This is a genomic window from Variovorax sp. HJSM1_2 (assembly GCF_049316285.1).
Lineage (GTDB): Bacteria > Pseudomonadota > Gammaproteobacteria > Burkholderiales > Burkholderiaceae_C > Rhodoferax_B.
This window is the reverse complement of record NZ_JBMOXA010000010.1, coordinates 111853-126231: the sequence shown is the minus strand read 5'-3', so window position 1 is coordinate 126231 and position 14379 is coordinate 111853. Positions and strand designations below refer to the sequence as shown.

9 protein-coding genes are annotated in these 14379 nt (G+C 65.1%); 8 read left to right on the top strand and 1 reads right to left on the bottom strand.

All coding sequences use genetic code 11. The annotated features are described in order from the left end of the window. Positions 1-22: 22 nt before the first annotated feature. From ACFQ95_RS13360 to ACFQ95_RS13345, 4 genes are read left to right on the top strand one after another with little or no spacing between them, the layout of a single operon-like run. Entirely contained in the window at positions 23-1609 is a 1587-nt protein-coding gene (locus tag ACFQ95_RS13360; protein WP_422831670.1) for an ABC transporter substrate-binding protein, read from the top strand. Then, a complete protein-coding gene (locus ACFQ95_RS13355) occupies positions 1606-2607 on the top strand; it encodes an ABC transporter permease (RefSeq protein ID WP_422831668.1) in 1002 nt (333 codons plus the stop codon). Before ACFQ95_RS13360 ends, ACFQ95_RS13355 begins: the two co-directional genes overlap by 4 nt. Beyond that, entirely contained in the window at positions 2604-3437 is an 834-nt protein-coding gene (locus ACFQ95_RS13350; protein WP_422831666.1) for an ABC transporter permease, read from the top strand. Before ACFQ95_RS13355 ends, ACFQ95_RS13350 begins: the two co-directional genes overlap by 4 nt. Beyond that, positions 3434-4852: an ABC transporter ATP-binding protein gene (locus ACFQ95_RS13345; RefSeq protein ID WP_422831664.1), complete on the top strand. Its 1419-nt coding sequence runs from the start codon at positions 3434-3436 to the stop codon at positions 4850-4852. The genes ACFQ95_RS13350 and ACFQ95_RS13345 overlap by 4 nt, the downstream gene beginning before the upstream one ends. 197 nt (positions 4853-5049) lie before the next feature. Here ACFQ95_RS13345 and ACFQ95_RS13340 read toward each other — a convergent pair whose 3' ends face one another. Then, positions 5050-5580, bottom strand: a complete 531-nt coding sequence (locus ACFQ95_RS13340; RefSeq protein WP_422831662.1) for a phasin family protein — start codon at positions 5578-5580, stop codon at positions 5050-5052. Between the two features lie 207 nt (positions 5581-5787). Between ACFQ95_RS13340 and ACFQ95_RS13335 the strand changes: the two genes are divergently transcribed. From ACFQ95_RS13335 to ACFQ95_RS13320, 4 genes are all read left to right on the top strand, one after another. After that, positions 5788-6255: an acyl-CoA thioesterase gene (locus ACFQ95_RS13335; RefSeq protein WP_422831660.1), complete on the top strand. Its 468-nt coding sequence runs from the start codon at positions 5788-5790 to the stop codon at positions 6253-6255. 158 nt (positions 6256-6413) lie between these two features. Then, entirely contained in the window at positions 6414-7826 is a 1413-nt protein-coding gene (locus ACFQ95_RS13330; RefSeq protein ID WP_422831658.1) for an efflux RND transporter periplasmic adaptor subunit, read from the top strand. Between the two features lie 93 nt (positions 7827-7919). Beyond that, positions 7920-11117, top strand: a complete 3198-nt coding sequence (locus ACFQ95_RS13325) for an efflux RND transporter permease subunit (RefSeq protein ID WP_422831656.1) — start codon at positions 7920-7922, stop codon at positions 11115-11117. Next, complete coding sequence (locus ACFQ95_RS13320; protein WP_422831654.1) at positions 11114-14350, top strand: efflux RND transporter permease subunit; 3237 nt, start codon at positions 11114-11116, stop codon at positions 14348-14350. The genes ACFQ95_RS13325 and ACFQ95_RS13320 overlap by 4 nt, the downstream gene beginning before the upstream one ends. The last annotated feature ends 29 nt before the right edge of the window (positions 14351-14379 follow it).

The window sequence follows — 14379 nt, the reverse complement described above, 5'->3', positions numbered from 1 at the left end:
CACATCTTGTATTGGGTTGACCATGGCTGTTTTCGCCAAAAATCTTTCATCTCTCCGCAGCTGCGCCGTCACACGGCGTCAGGCGCTGCAGTTGGCTGCGGCCGGTTCGGCGCTGGCCGCCGCGCCCAAAGCCTTGGCCGCCGAGCCTGCGCGTGGCCCGCTGCAAATTGTCGGCCCCTGGGAAATCTCAGGCCTGGCGCCCGCCAGCAGCGGCTATGTTTTCACGCGCTTGCAGGTGGCCGAAACCCTGGTCGATGCGCGCGACGACGGCACAGCCACTGCGGCCCTGGCCGAGCGCTGGAGCGTGTCTGCCGACGGCCTGCGCTGGCGTTTTGTATTGCGCAGCAAGGCGCGGTTTCACGACGGCACAGCCGTCACCGCTGCGGCCGTGGTGCGTTGCCTGCAGGCGGCGCGTGTGGCGCCCGCGTTGCTGAGCCAGGCGCCCATCCAATCGATTGCAGCCGATGGCCCGGGTGTGGTGCTGCTGCAGTTGGCCTCGCCCTATGGCGGGTTGCCAGCGTTGCTGGCCCATAGCAGCACACAGATATTGGCGCCGGCCAGCTTTGCGGCCGATGGCAGTGTGCGTACCGTCATTGGCAGCGGGCCGTACAAGGTGGTGGCGCTGACGCCGCCGCAAAGTGTGGAAGTGGCGGTGTTCGAGGGCTTTGATGGTGCCAGGCCGCTGATTGAACGGGTGCGTTATCTGGCGGCTGGCCGGGCCGAAACCCGCGCATTGATGGCCGAGGGCGGGCAGGCCGATCTGGCTTTTGGCCTTGACCCCGCCAGCCTGACCCGCTTGCGCACACGGCGCCAGTTGCGCATTGAATCGGTCACGCTGCCGCGCACCGTGATTCTGAAAGTGAACGCCGGTTTGCCAGCGCTGCAAGACCTGCGCGTGCGCCAAGCCTTGAGCCTGGCCGTCGACCGCGCGGGCATTGCCAAAGCCTTGCTGCGTGACCCCGAGCTCGCCGCCAGCCAACTGTTTCCGCCGAGTTTGAAAGGCTGGCACAACGCGGCTGTGGCCCCGCTGCAGCACGACCCGGTCGCCGCAGCAAAGTTGCTGACGGAGGCCGGTTGGCAACGCTCTGTTGATGGTTTGCGTGACGCTGCGGGCCAAGCCTTGCGTTTGAGTTTGCGCACCTTTCCTGACCGGCCGGAACTGCCCATCATCGCCTCGGCATTGCAGGAGCAGTGGCGCCAGGCCGGTATTGCGGTGCAGGTCAACGTGGGCAATTCGGGTGACATCCCGCTGGGTCACCGCGACGGCAGCCTGCAACTGGCGCTGGCCGCGCGCAACTACGCCACGGTGCCCGATCCCACGGGCACTTTGCTGCAGGACTTTGGCGCAGAAGGTGGTGACTGGGGCGCCATGGGCTGGAAAAGCGAGGCCCTGTTGAAGGCTTTGTCTGAGCTTTCGCGTGGTGGCGCTTCGCCCGAGCGGGTGCAGTTGCTGCGGGCCGAGGTGGCGCGTGTGCTGCAGGCCGAGTTGCCGGTGATTCCCATCACCTGGTACCGCCAGCAAGTGGCCGTGAGCCGCCGCCTCAGCGGCGTCAGCCTGGATCCGCTGGAGCGCTCGTACCGCCTCACGCAAATGGGGTGGAGCGTATGAGTTCGGCCGCTGCAACCAGAAGGGGTTCCACCTCGCCATGGGCGGCAGTCTTGCTGCGCCGCGTGACCCAGGTATTGGCGCTGGGGCTGCTGGTGGGCACCGTGTGTTTTTTCATGGCCCGGGCGTTGCCCGGCGACATGGCCACGCGGATTGCCGCCGGCCGTTACGGCTACGACCTGGTCAGCAACGCCGCCGCCGATGCCGTGCGCATCGAGCTCGGGCTGGACCGGCCGGTTTGGCTGGCCTTGCTGCAATGGTGGGGCGAGATGGCGCGGTTCGACCTGGGCACGTCTTTGGTCACGGGCCAAAGTGTGTGGTCGGAAATCACCCACCAACTGGGTGCCACCCTGGACTTGGCGGCTGCTGCGTTGCTGGTGGCAGCGGTGGTGGGTTTGCCGCTGGGCATCTGGTCGGGCCTGCATGTGGGCGGCTGGGTGGATAGGCTCACGCTGGCGCTGGCCGTGGTGCTGCGCGCCTTGCCGCCGTTCTTGTTGGCACTGTTGTTGATGGTGCTGGTGGCGGTGCAGATGGGTGTGTTGCCGGTGGCCGGAGACGACCACCACGGCAGCGTGTTGCTGCCCGCGCTGACGCTGGGCCTGGGCCTGGCTGCCGGTTTGGCGCGCGTCGCGCGCAGTGCCATGCGCGAGGCGGCGGCGTCGCCGTCATATGAGTTTGCGCGCACCAAAGGTTTGTCGGACAGGCAAGCCCTGATGCTGCACGGCATACGCCAAGCCGCTGTGCCGGTGGTGGCCTACCTGGGCGTGCAAGCGGTGTTCCTGGTGGAGGGTGCTGTGGTGGTGGAAAGCTTGTTTGCCTGGCCCGGCATTGGCCACGCTCTGGTGCACGCGGTGTTTGGCCGCGATGTGCCGATGATCCAGGGCGCGGCGCTGTGTATGGGCTGCCTGTTTGTGGTGTTCAACCTGTTGGTCGATGCGGCCTGCCTGGTGTTGGACCCACGTCAACGTGTGGCGCAGCCGCGCGCCGGAGGTGCAGCATGAACGGTGTTACGTCTCTACAAACCTTCATCAATGCAGCCAGCACACGTGGTGTTTGGCGCAGGCGTGTGGGCATGGCCGTTCTGCTGGCGGTGGCCGCGTTTGCTGGACTGGGGCCGGTGCTGGTCGGCATCGACCCGGCGCAGCAATCTCTGGCCGACAGCCTGTTGCCGCCCGGTGCGGCGCATTGGCTGGGTACGGATGTGCTGGGCCGCAGCGTGTTGGCGCGCTTGGTGTATGCAGCGCAGTTGTCGCTTGGCCTGGCGTTGTTGGCAGCGGTCACGGCGGCTGTGCCGGGTGTGCTGTTGGGTGTCACCGCCAGTTGGCTTGGTGGCAAGTGGGAGCGTGCGCTGGTGATGTTGGCCGATGCGGTGATGTCCGTGCCCGGGCTGCTGCTGGTGCTGCTGTTTGCGGCGCTGGCACCGGGCCAGCATTGGGCGCTGTACCTGGGCTTGTCGTTGTCTTTGTGGGTGGAGTACTTCCGCGTGAGCCGCGCCACCAGCCGGCCGGTGCTGGCGGGTGACGCGGTACAGGCCTCGCGCCTGCTGGGCTTTGGCTCGCTTTACCTCTTGCGCCGCCACCTGCTGCCGGCCTTGGCGCCGGTGCTCGGCACGCTGTTGGCCTTCAGTGCTGCACAAGCGGTGCTGGCCTTGGCCGCGCTTGGCTTTATTGGTGTGGGCCTGCAGCCGCCCACGCCGGAACTGGGATTGATGATGATTGAATTTCTACCGCACTACGAAGAAGCGCCGTGGCTGATCGCCGCACCGGTGGCGCTGTTGATGCTGCTGGTGCTGGGCATGATGCTGCTCGGTGCGGACGAGGAGGGCGCATGAGCTCAGAGGTTTTGTTGGCCGTAAAGGGCCTTTCGGTGCACATCGGCTCGCGCCCTTTGTTGCGCGACGTGTCGTTCAGCTTGCGCCCCGGCGAGGTGTTGACGCTGCTGGGTGAAAGCGGCGCCGGCAAATCGCTGCTGGCGCAAGCGGTGATGGGCAACCTGCCGGATGTGCTGCGTGCCGGTGGCGAAGTCTCGCTGCTCGGCGCGGTGAGTCGGGCGGACGATGCGCGCGCGCGCCGCCCGCGTTGGGGCCGCAGCCTGGCGCTGTTGCCGCAAGAGCCTTCGCTGGCGCTAGACCCATTGATGCGCATTGCGCCGCAACTGGCAGAGACACACGAATTGGTGCGTAGGCTGGATGTGAAAGCGGCGGAGCAGCAAGCGCGTGTGGGCCTGGCCGCAGCTGGGCTGGCGGACGCGGCACGCCAATACCCATGGCAGCTGTCGGGCGGCATGGCACAACGTGCGGCGGCCACCGTGGCCTGTGCGGGTGGGGCGCGCATCTTGTTGGCCGATGAGCCCACCAAGGGCCTGGACGCCCACTGGCGCAACCAAACCGTGGCCATGCTGCAGGCCGTGCAGCGCGACGGTGGCTGTGTGGTGGTGATCACGCACGACCTGCGTGTGGCGCAAGCCTTGGGAGGGAAACTGATGGTGTTGCGCGCTGGCGAGGTGGTCGAGGAGGGCGACGCGCGCACCATCCTGGCCCATCCGCAGCATGTTTTCACGCGGCAGCTTGTGGCCGCCGACCCGGCTCGCTGGTCCAAGCGCGCGCCGCGTTTGCCGGGCGCCACCTTGTTGCACGGGCGAGACCTGGCCAAGTCTTACGGTGAAAACCGTTTGTTCGACGGCGTCGACCTGCACCTGCGCGCCGGTGAACGCATGGTGTTGCAAGGCCCCAGCGGCACGGGCAAAAGCACTTTGGGCAAGGTATTGCTCGGTTTGCTGCCGGCCGACCGTGGCCAGGTGCGGCGCGTGGCTGGCTTGGCGCCCACGGCGTTTCAAAAGCTCTACCAAGATCCGGTCGCCTCGTTCGCCGCGCGCGTCAGTTTGGAGCGGACATTGCGCGACGTGGCCAAGCGCCATGTTTGCCCTTGGTCTACGGTATTGCAGCGCCTGAATCGTTTGGGGGTGCCCGAGGCATTGTTGGCGCGCCGGCCAAGCGAGGTGTCGGGTGGCGAGTTGCAACGGGTGGCGCTGGCACGGGTGTTGACCGCCCGGCCGGCGCTGTTGTTTGCCGACGAACCGACCTCGCGCCTGGACCCGGTGTCGCAGCAGGAGGCCATGGCGGTGCTACTGGACGCGGTGGACGAGTGCGGCGCGGCACTGCTGCTGGTGACGCATGACGACGATCTGGCGGCTGCGGTGGGTCAGACTTTTCGGCGGCTGCAGGCGGAGCCGGGCGTCAGCGAGTAGGCGAAAAAAAACCCCACCACGGCAAGTGATGGGGTCTTGAAGGGGCCCTGAGCCTGAAGCTCTGAAAGACCCGAGGAGACAACTTGAACGAAACCCAAGAGGGCTGACTTCAAACTCCGCGGTGCTGGCCTGACATCTGGTGGCAGATGCAGGCCCGCAGCCCTCTTCAACTGATCAGCAGCCGTGCGACGCCTGAATTAACGCTTCTTGGCAGCGGTCGTTGCGGTAGCAGCGGCCGCCTTGAAGTTGGCTTCGGCAACGTCGCTGGCTTGCTTCACGGCCTTTTGCACGGACTCATAAGCGTTGTTGGCGGTGGCCACGGCGGTCTTCATCAGTGCAACGGCGGATTCGGAGCCGGCAGGAGCGTTCTTCACAGCGTTGTCCACCAGGCTGGCGAACTTCTTTTGTGCGTCAGCAGTTTGGCCTTCGAAAGCCTTGGTGAACTCGGCACCGGCGCCTTGGGCGATGTCATACAGATGACGGCTGTAGGCGGCAGTCTTTTCGGCCAGAGGTTGCATCAGGCTGGCTTGCAGGGCCAGCAGTTCTTGTGCGTCTTTCACGCTCAGAACGGCTTGGGTGTGCGAAGCGGCTTCGCCCAGGGCAGCCTTGGAGGCCGTCACGTTCAGTTCGACCAGTTTTTCAACGCCTTCAAAGGCCTTGGTGGTCAAGCCAAACAAGGTTTCAATGTTTGCTTTTTGTGCGGCCAAAACTTGTTCTGCGGTCAACATATCAAAAATCTCCAGTTAAGTTAGAAAAACATCTTCACTTACTGCGCCGTCTTGAGCTTTAAAGCTATGTTGCAGTGCAGCATAGGTTGAATTATAGGGATGCATTTTTTCGGTGCAAGCTTTTTTGCTGCAATGCAACATGATTAGGGGCAGCGTTCTAATCCCGGTCTTTTTTGCGTAGACACAAGGCGCGGGCAAAATGGAAACATGAGTTCCCAAACCCCCGCCCATAGCCCGGTTCCGGCGAAAGCCGTTGCCGAAGCACGCTGCGCCTACCGCGTGTTCTCACCCATACAGACACGCTGGGCGGACAACGATGCCTACGGCCACGTGAACAACGTTGTCTACTACAGCTGGTTCGACACGGCGGTCAACGCCTACCTGATCGCCCAGGGTGCGCTGGACATCGAACACGGCAGCACCATAGGCCTGGTGGTGGAAACGCAGTGCCACTATTTCGCTTCGTTGGCGTTTCCGCAAAAAGTCGAGGCCGGTCTGCGTGTGGCCCGACTGGGCAGCAGCAGTGTGCGTTATGAGATCGGCCTGTTCGCCGAGGGCGCGGAGTGGACGGCCGCGCGTGGGCATTTCATCCACGTTTATGTGGACCGCCAAAGCCGCCGCCCCACGCCTTTGCCCGAGGCCTTGAAGACGGCCTTGTCTGCGCTGATCGTCTAGCGTCCGTGGCGCCGGGTTTCCCCTGCACCAGTCCAGGGGCGCAGCCTTTACTGCTGGTTTACGATCAGCCGGGCAACACTGCAACAAACAACTGTTTTACTCGGACATGCTGAATGTTCGGTTTCGTCTTTATTTCTTGACGCTTTCACCTCTGCTTCATGGACCATCCTGTGCCCGTATCGCCTGCCACCGCTTCTGAATCCCACGCACTCGCTGTGCCCGCCGCACAGGCGCCCATGCGTCGCCGGCGCTGGGTAGGTTGGAGCCTGTCGCTTTTGCTGGTGCTGGCTTTGGCGGGCTTGGCCTGGTATTTGACACACCGTCCCGCCGCCGGCCCCACGGGCATGGGCGGGCCGGGGCGGCCGGGTGGGCCTGGAGGCCCAGGCCCAGGTGCCGGCTCGTTCACCGTCACGGTGGGCAGCGCCACGGTGCGCCAGACGGCATTGCCCGTGACGCTGGATGCGCTGGGCACGGTGACACCGGTGGCCACGGTGACACTCAAGGCGCAGGTTGGCGGTGTGCTGGCCGAAGTCCTGTTTGAAGAAGGGCAGATGGTGCAAAAGGGCCAACTGCTGGCGCGCATCGATCCGCGCACCTACGAGCAGGCGCTGATGCAGGCCCAGGGCACACGCCAACGTGACGAAGCGCAGCTGGAGGCCGCACGCGTGACCTTGGCGCGCTACAACACGCTGCTGGGCCAGGACTCCATCGCCCGGCAGGACGTGGATAGCCAGGCCGCGTTGGTGAAGCAGCTGGAGGGCACGGTGCTGTCCGACAAAGCCTCTGAAGCCACGGCCCGCGTGAACCTCGACTACACACGCATCACCGCCCCGGTGTCGGGCCGCATTGGCCTGCGTAGCGTGGACGCGGGCAACACCGTCACGGCCAATGCCACCACCGGTATTGCGGTGATCACCCAGATGACGCCCATCGATGTGCAGTTTGCCGTGCCGCAGGACCAGGTGCCGGACATACAGCGCCAGGTGCTTGGCAGCAAAACTGCGGGTGGCAAGAACGCCAAGGGGCAGATGGCCGTGGTCGCCATCGACCGCAACCGCCGCGACACACTCGACACCGGCAGCTTCTCCACGCTGGACAACCTGATAGACACCACCACCGGCACGGTGAAGGCCAAGGCCCGCTTTGCCAACACCCAGGGCAACTTGTTCCCGAACCAGTTTGTCAACGTGCGCATGACCTTGCGCACCGTGGACGCGCTGGTGGTGCCCGTGACCGCCGTGCGCAACGGCCCCACGGGCAGCTTTGTCTACGTGGTGCAGGCCGACCGGCGTGTGGAAGTGCGCCAGGTCAAACGTGGTATCTCCACAGTCAACGAGACCGAGATCACCGAAGGCCTGAAGGCCGGTGAAATTGTCGTCACCGAGGGCGGCGACCGCTTGAGCGAAGGTTCCATGGTGACGCTGCAGGGCGAGAAGCCGCGTGCCATGGGGCCGCGCAATGGTGCTTCAGGTCCGCGCAGTGGCCGCCGGCCCGGTGCTGGCGCGGGCGCTGCACCCGCCGAAGCCGCCGCCTCGGCGCCAGCCGCGGCAGCCTCGGCCCCGGCCCGTTGATGGCATGCGAGTTTGCTATCAAATGAAGAGCTTATTGCGCATTCTGCCGTTGCCTGAATGGCCTTTTTCTCTTGAGGTTTGTGGGGGGCTGGCATGAGTCCCTCGCGCCCGTTTATTGAAAGGCCGGTGGCCACGGCCCTGCTGATGGTGGCAATTGTGCTGGCCGGTTTGCTGGGCTTCAAGTTCCTGCCGCTGGCGGCGTTGCCCGAGGTGGATTACCCCACCATCCAGGTGCAGACGCTGTACCCCGGGGCCAGCCCCGAAGTCATGAGCCGCACCGTGAGTGCGCCGCTGGAGCGCCAGTTCGGCCAGATGGCCGGGCTGAACCGCATGAGCTCCACCAGCGCAGCCGGTGTCTCCATCGTCACGCTGCAGTTTGCGCTGGACCAGACCCTGGATGTGGCCGAGCAACAGGTACAGGCCGCCATCAACGCCGGCAACTCGCTGTTGCCGGCCGACCTGCCTGCGCCGCCGGTTTACGCCAAGGTGAACCCGGCCGATTCGCCCATACTCACGCTGGCCGTGCGCTCCGACACCCTGCCGCTGACCGAGGTGCAAAACCTGGTCAACACCCGGCTGGCGCAGAAGATCAGCCAGGTCAGCGGCGTGGGACTGGTCACACTCTCCGGCGGGCAACGGCCGGCGGTGCGTATACAGGCCGACACCCAGGCGCTGGCATCGGTGGGCATTGGCCTGGACACCCTGCGCAGCGCCATCACCGCCGCCAACGCCAACAGCGCCAAGGGCAGCTTCGACGGCCCGAAACGCGCCTACACCATCAACTCCAACGACCAACTGGTCACGGCGGCCGACTACAGCAACCTGGTGGTGGCGTGGAAGAACGGCGCGCCGGTACGTATGCGCGAAGTGGCCAAGGTGGTGGATAGCGCGGAGAACACACAACTCGGCGCCTGGGCCGGGCTCAAGGCTGCGGCAGAAGACGAGCACCGCGCCGCGCCGGGCCGCGAGGACACGCCAGTGCCTGGCGTGGCGGCTCACCAAGTACACCCCGCCATCATCCTCAACGTGCAGCGCCAACCCGGCGCCAACGTCATCGCCACGGTCGATGCCATCAAGAAAGAGTTGCCCGAGCTGTCGGCCTCGCTGCCCAGCGCGCTGAAGCTGGAGATCCTGTCCGACCGCACCACCGGCATCCGTGCCTCGGTGCACCATGTGCAGCTGGAACTGGTGCTGGCCGTGGTGCTGGTGGTGCTGGTGATCTTTTTCTTCCTGCACAACCTGCGCGCCACGGTGATCGCCAGCATTGCCGTGCCGATCTCGCTCATCGGCACCTGCGGGCTGATGTACATGCTGGGCTACTCGCTCAACAACCTGAGCATGATGGCGCTGACCATTGCCACCGGCTTTGTGGTGGACGATGCGATTGTGATGATAGAGAACATCGCGCGTTATCTGGAGAAGGGCGAAGAGCCGTTTGCCGCCGCCCTTAAGGGCGCCACGCAAATGGGTTTCACCATCATCTCGCTCACGGTGTCGCTGGTGGCGGTGTTGATTCCGCTGCTGTTCATGGGCGACGTGGTGGGGCGTTTGTTCCGCGAATTTGCGGTCACGCTGGCCATCACCATCCTGATCTCGGCCGTGGTGTCGCTCACCCTGGTGCCCATGATGTCGGCACGCTGGTTGACGGCCGAAACCGGGCATCGCCAAGACGGCCTCATGGGGCGCATGGGCCAAGGTGTGCAGCGCTTTTTTGAGCGCGTGATTGCGCGCTACGACATTCAACTGCAATGGGTGCTGCGCCACCAGGCGTTGACCATGCTGGTGGCGCTGGCCACGCTGGTGCTCACGGCGCTGATGTATGTGTTCATCTCCAAGGGGCTGTTCCCGACACAGGACACGGGCCAGTTGAAGGCGCGCATCGAAGCCTCGCAAGACGTGTCCTACCTGCGCATGGCCGAGTTGCAACAAGCCGCCGCCAACGTGGTGCTGGCCGACCCCGATGTGTTGAGCCTGAGCTCGGTGGTGGGTGTGGATGCGGCCAACAACACCATGCTCAACACCGGCAGCATGCTGATCAACTTGCGATCCGACCGTGGTGCGCAAGCCGATGTGATGGCGCGTATACGCCAGGCCGTGCACAGCCAGGTGGCCGGCGTCACGCTGTTCTTGCAGCCCACACAGGACCTGACCATCGATGCCGAAACCGGCCCCACCGAGTTCCGCCTGTCGCTGGAAGGTGCCGACACCGCCACCGTGAATGACTGGGCGAAAAAACTGGTGCAGCGGCTGCAAACCGTGGCCCAGGTGCGCAACCCCACGACCGACGCGGGCGCGCAAGGCTTGGCCGCCTATGTGGACATAGACCGCAACACCGCCTCGCGTTTGTCCGTCACCGCCAGCGCGGTCGATGACGCGCTCTACAGCGCCTTCGGCCAACGCATCGTCTCTACCATCTTCACCGAGACCAACCAGTACCGCGTGATCCTGGAGGCGCAGCGCACCGGCCTCGACTCGCCCCAGGGCCTGGGCAACCTGCAGTTGAAAACCGGCGGCGGCACGGCCACACCACTGTCGGCTTTTGCCACGGTGCGTGAACAAGGTGCGCCGCTGCAGGTCACGCGTGTGGCGCAGTACCCGGCGGCTACCGTGGGGTTTGATACCGCGCCTGGCGTGGCCTTGGGCAAATCGGTGGCCGCCATTCGCGCGGCCGCGCAAGACATAGGCATGCCCGCGAGTGTCAGCATGACCTTCCTGGGCGCCGCTGGTGCCTACGAGAAGTCGCTGACCAACCAGCTCTGGCTGATCCTGGCGGCTGTGGTGTGTGTCTACATCGTGCTCGGTGTGTTGTACGAGAGTTATGTGCACCCGCTGACGATTCTGTCCACGCTGCCCTCGGCCGGGGTCGGCGCCTTGCTGGCGCTGATGGTCACGGGCAACGACCTGGGGGTGATCGGCATCATAGGCATCATCCTGCTGATCGGCATCGTCAAGAAAAACGCCATCATGATGATCGACTTCGCCATCGATGCCGAGCGCAACGAAGGCAAATCACCGCAAGAGGCCATCCACCAGGCGGCGTTGTTGCGCTTCCGGCCGATCTTGATGACCACGCTGGCCGCCTTGTTCGCCGCCGTGCCGCTGATGCTGGGTTGGGGCGAGGGCGCAGAGTTGCGCCGCCCGTTGGGACTGGCGATTTTTGGCGGCCTGGTGCTCAGCCAGGTGCTCACTCTGTTCACCACGCCAGTGATCTACCTGGCGTTTGACCGGCTGGGCCGGCGCCTTACGGGCCACGGCTCCACCGCATCACACGCCGGGAGCACGCTGCGATGAACCTCTCGCGCCCGTTCGTCGAGCGGCCGATTGCCACGGTGCTGCTGACCATTGGCATTGCACTGGCCGGGGTGATGGCGTTTTTCTTCCTGCCGGTGGCGCCGCTGCCGCAGGTGGATTACCCGACGATTTCGGTCTCGGCCAGCATGGCCGGAGCCAGCCCCAGCACCATGGCCTCGAGTGTGGCCACACCGCTGGAGCGGCGCCTGGGCGTGATCCCCGGTGTGACCGAGCTCACGTCGAACAGCGGCAGCGGCTCGACGCGTGTGACGCTGCAGTTCGAGCTGTCGCGCAACATCGATTCGGCGGCGCGCGAGGTGCAGGCCGCCATCAACGCCGCCCGGGCCGATCTGCCGGCCTCGCTGCGCCGCAATCCCACTTACCGTAAAGCCAACCCCTCGGCGGCGCCGGCCATCATTCTGGCGCTCACCTCCAAGAGCCGCACACCGGGGCAGATCTATGACGCGGTGTCCAACGTGGTCAGCCAGCGCCTGTCGCAGGTAGAGGGTGTGGGCGACGTGGAGCTGGGCGGCGCCTCGTTGCCGGCGGTGCGCGTGGAGCTGACACCGTATGCACTCAACAAGATGGGCATCAGCTCCGAGGACGTGCGTGCCGCCATACAGGCCAACAACGCCAACCGCCCAAAGGGTGTGATCGAGAACAGCGACCGCCGGCTGCAGATCTACACCCCCGCGCCCGGCCTGCGCGCCGCCGACTACCGCGACCTGGTGATCGCCTGGCGCAATGACGCCGCTGTGCGCCTGCGCGATGTGGCGAATGTGAGCGACAGCGTGGAGAACACCCGCACCGTGGGCCTGTTTAATGGCGAGCCGGCGGTGATTGTGCTCATCACCCAGGAGGCCGGTGCCAACATCATCGAGACCGTGGACGGCGTGCGCGACCTGTTGCCCGAGTTGCGCGCCCAGTTGCCGCCCGACATCGAAGTGGCCGTGGCTTCCGACCGCACCAACTCCATCCGTGCGTCGCTGCGCGAGGTGGAGGTCACGCTGATGATCGCCGTGGTGCTGGTGGTGCTGGTGGTGGGGCTGTTCCTGCGCCGCGCGCGCGCCACCATCATCCCGGCCGTGGCCACCGTGGTGTCGTTGGCGGGCACATTCGGCGTGATGTACCTGCTGGGCTATTCGCTCAACAACCTGAGCCTGATGGCGTTGACCGTGGCCACCGGCTTTGTGGTGGACGATGCGATTGTGGTGCTGGAAAACACCACGCGCCACATCGAGGCCGGCATGGACCGCATGCAGGCGGCCCTGCGTGGGGCGCGCGAGGTCGGCTTTACCGTGTTGTCCATCAGCCTGTCGCTGGTGGCGGTGTTTATTCCGCTGTTGTTCATGGGCGGCCAGGTGGGGCGGCTGTTCCGCGAGTTTGCGGTCACGCTGTCGGTGGCGGTGTTGATCTCGCTGGTGATCTCGCTCACCACCACCCCCATGATGTGTGCCATGTTGCTGCGCTCCGAGGCCGAAGACCCGTCCAGGAAACCCGGCAGGCTGGCCGGGTGGGGCGAGCGTGGCTGGCAGCGGGTGCTGCGCCTGTATGGCCACAGCCTCGATTGGGCCCTGGCCAGCAAGGCGGCGGTGATGTTCTCGCTCGTGGCCGTGGTGGGGCTCAACGTCTACCTGTTTGCGCACGTGCCCAAGGGCTACTTTCCGCAGCAGGACAACGGCCAACTGAACGCCGGCCTGCGCGCCGACCGCAGCATCTCGGCGGCCGACTTCACACTCAAGCTGCAGCAGGCCGTGGACATCATCCACAAAGACCCGGCGGTGGACACCGTGGTGGGCTTTGGCGGCGGCTCGCGTGCGGGTGGCGGCTTCATGTTTGTCAACCTGAAGCCGCTGGGCCAACGCACCGAGAGCACCACCGATGTGGTCAACCGCCTGCGTCCGCAGTTGAACCAGATCACCGGGCTGCGGGTGTTTTTGGGCCCGGTGCAGGAGTTGCGCATGGGCGGGCGCTCGGCCAACTCGAACAACCAATACACGCTGAAAAGCGACAACGCGGCCGACCTGTCCAAATGGTCTGAGAAACTGGCAAACCGCTTGCGCGAGTTGCCGCAGTTGACCGATGTGGACGGCGAGTCGGCCGACAACGGCATTGAAACCTTTGTTGATGTAGACCGCGATGCGGCCGCGCGCCTGGGCATCACGTCGAGTGCGGTGGACAGTGCGCTCTACAACGCCTTCGGCCAACGCTCGGTGGCCACCATCTACAACGACCTGAACCAGTATTCGGTGATCATGGAGTGGGCGCCGCGCTACCAGCGCAGCCCCATCGTGCTGCAGGATGTGTATGTGCCGTCCACACTCAGCAGCAGCACCTCGAGCAGCGGCAGCACCAGCACCAGTTCGCTGAAAAACACCACCGACGCCAGCACCGGCACGTCGACCACCACCTCGGCCAACCCGGCCTTGCGTGGCGCGTCCACCGGCCAGGCGCTGGCCAGCAGCAGCACCACCATGGTGCCGCTGGCGGCGTTTGCCAAGTTCAGCGAACGCGCCGTGGCCAGCTCGGTCAGCCACCAGGACACTGAACTGGCCAGCACGGTGTCGTTCAACCTGGCCGAGGGTGTGACCCTGGCCGAAGCGCAGGCGCTGGTGAAACAGGCCGAGGCCGATATCGCCATGCCCATCAACGTGCGCGGCAGCTTTGAGGGTACGGCGCGTGCGGCGCAGGACAGCGGCAGCCAGCAGGCCATGCTGATACTCGCGGCCATCATCGTCATCTACCTGGTGCTGGGCATCCTGTACGAAAGCCTGGTGCACCCCATCACCGTGTTGACCACGCTGCCCTCGGCCGGGGTGGGCGCGGTGCTGGCCTTGCTGTTGTTTCGCATGGAGCTGTCGGTGATTGCGCTCATTGGCCTGTTTTTGCTGATTGGCATCGTCAAGAAAAACGCCATCATGATCATCGACTTTGCATTGGAGGCCGAGCGCTCGCGTGGCCTCAGCGCCGAAGCGGCGGTGCGCGAAGCCTGCCTGCTGCGCTTTCGTCCCATCCTGATGACCACACTCGCCGCCGGTCTGGGGGCATTGCCGCTGGCCATAGGCTTTGGCCAGGGCGCGGAGCTGCGCCAGCCCCTGGGTGTGACCATCATAGGCGGGCTCATCGCCAGCCAGTTGCTCACACTGCTGACCGTGCCCGTGGTGTATGTCTTGCTCGACAAGCTGCGCCGCCGCCCGGCAAATGAGCGCCAACTGGCGCGGGCGGTTGCGTGATGAAGTCTTTTTTGCTGCCCTTTAAATAC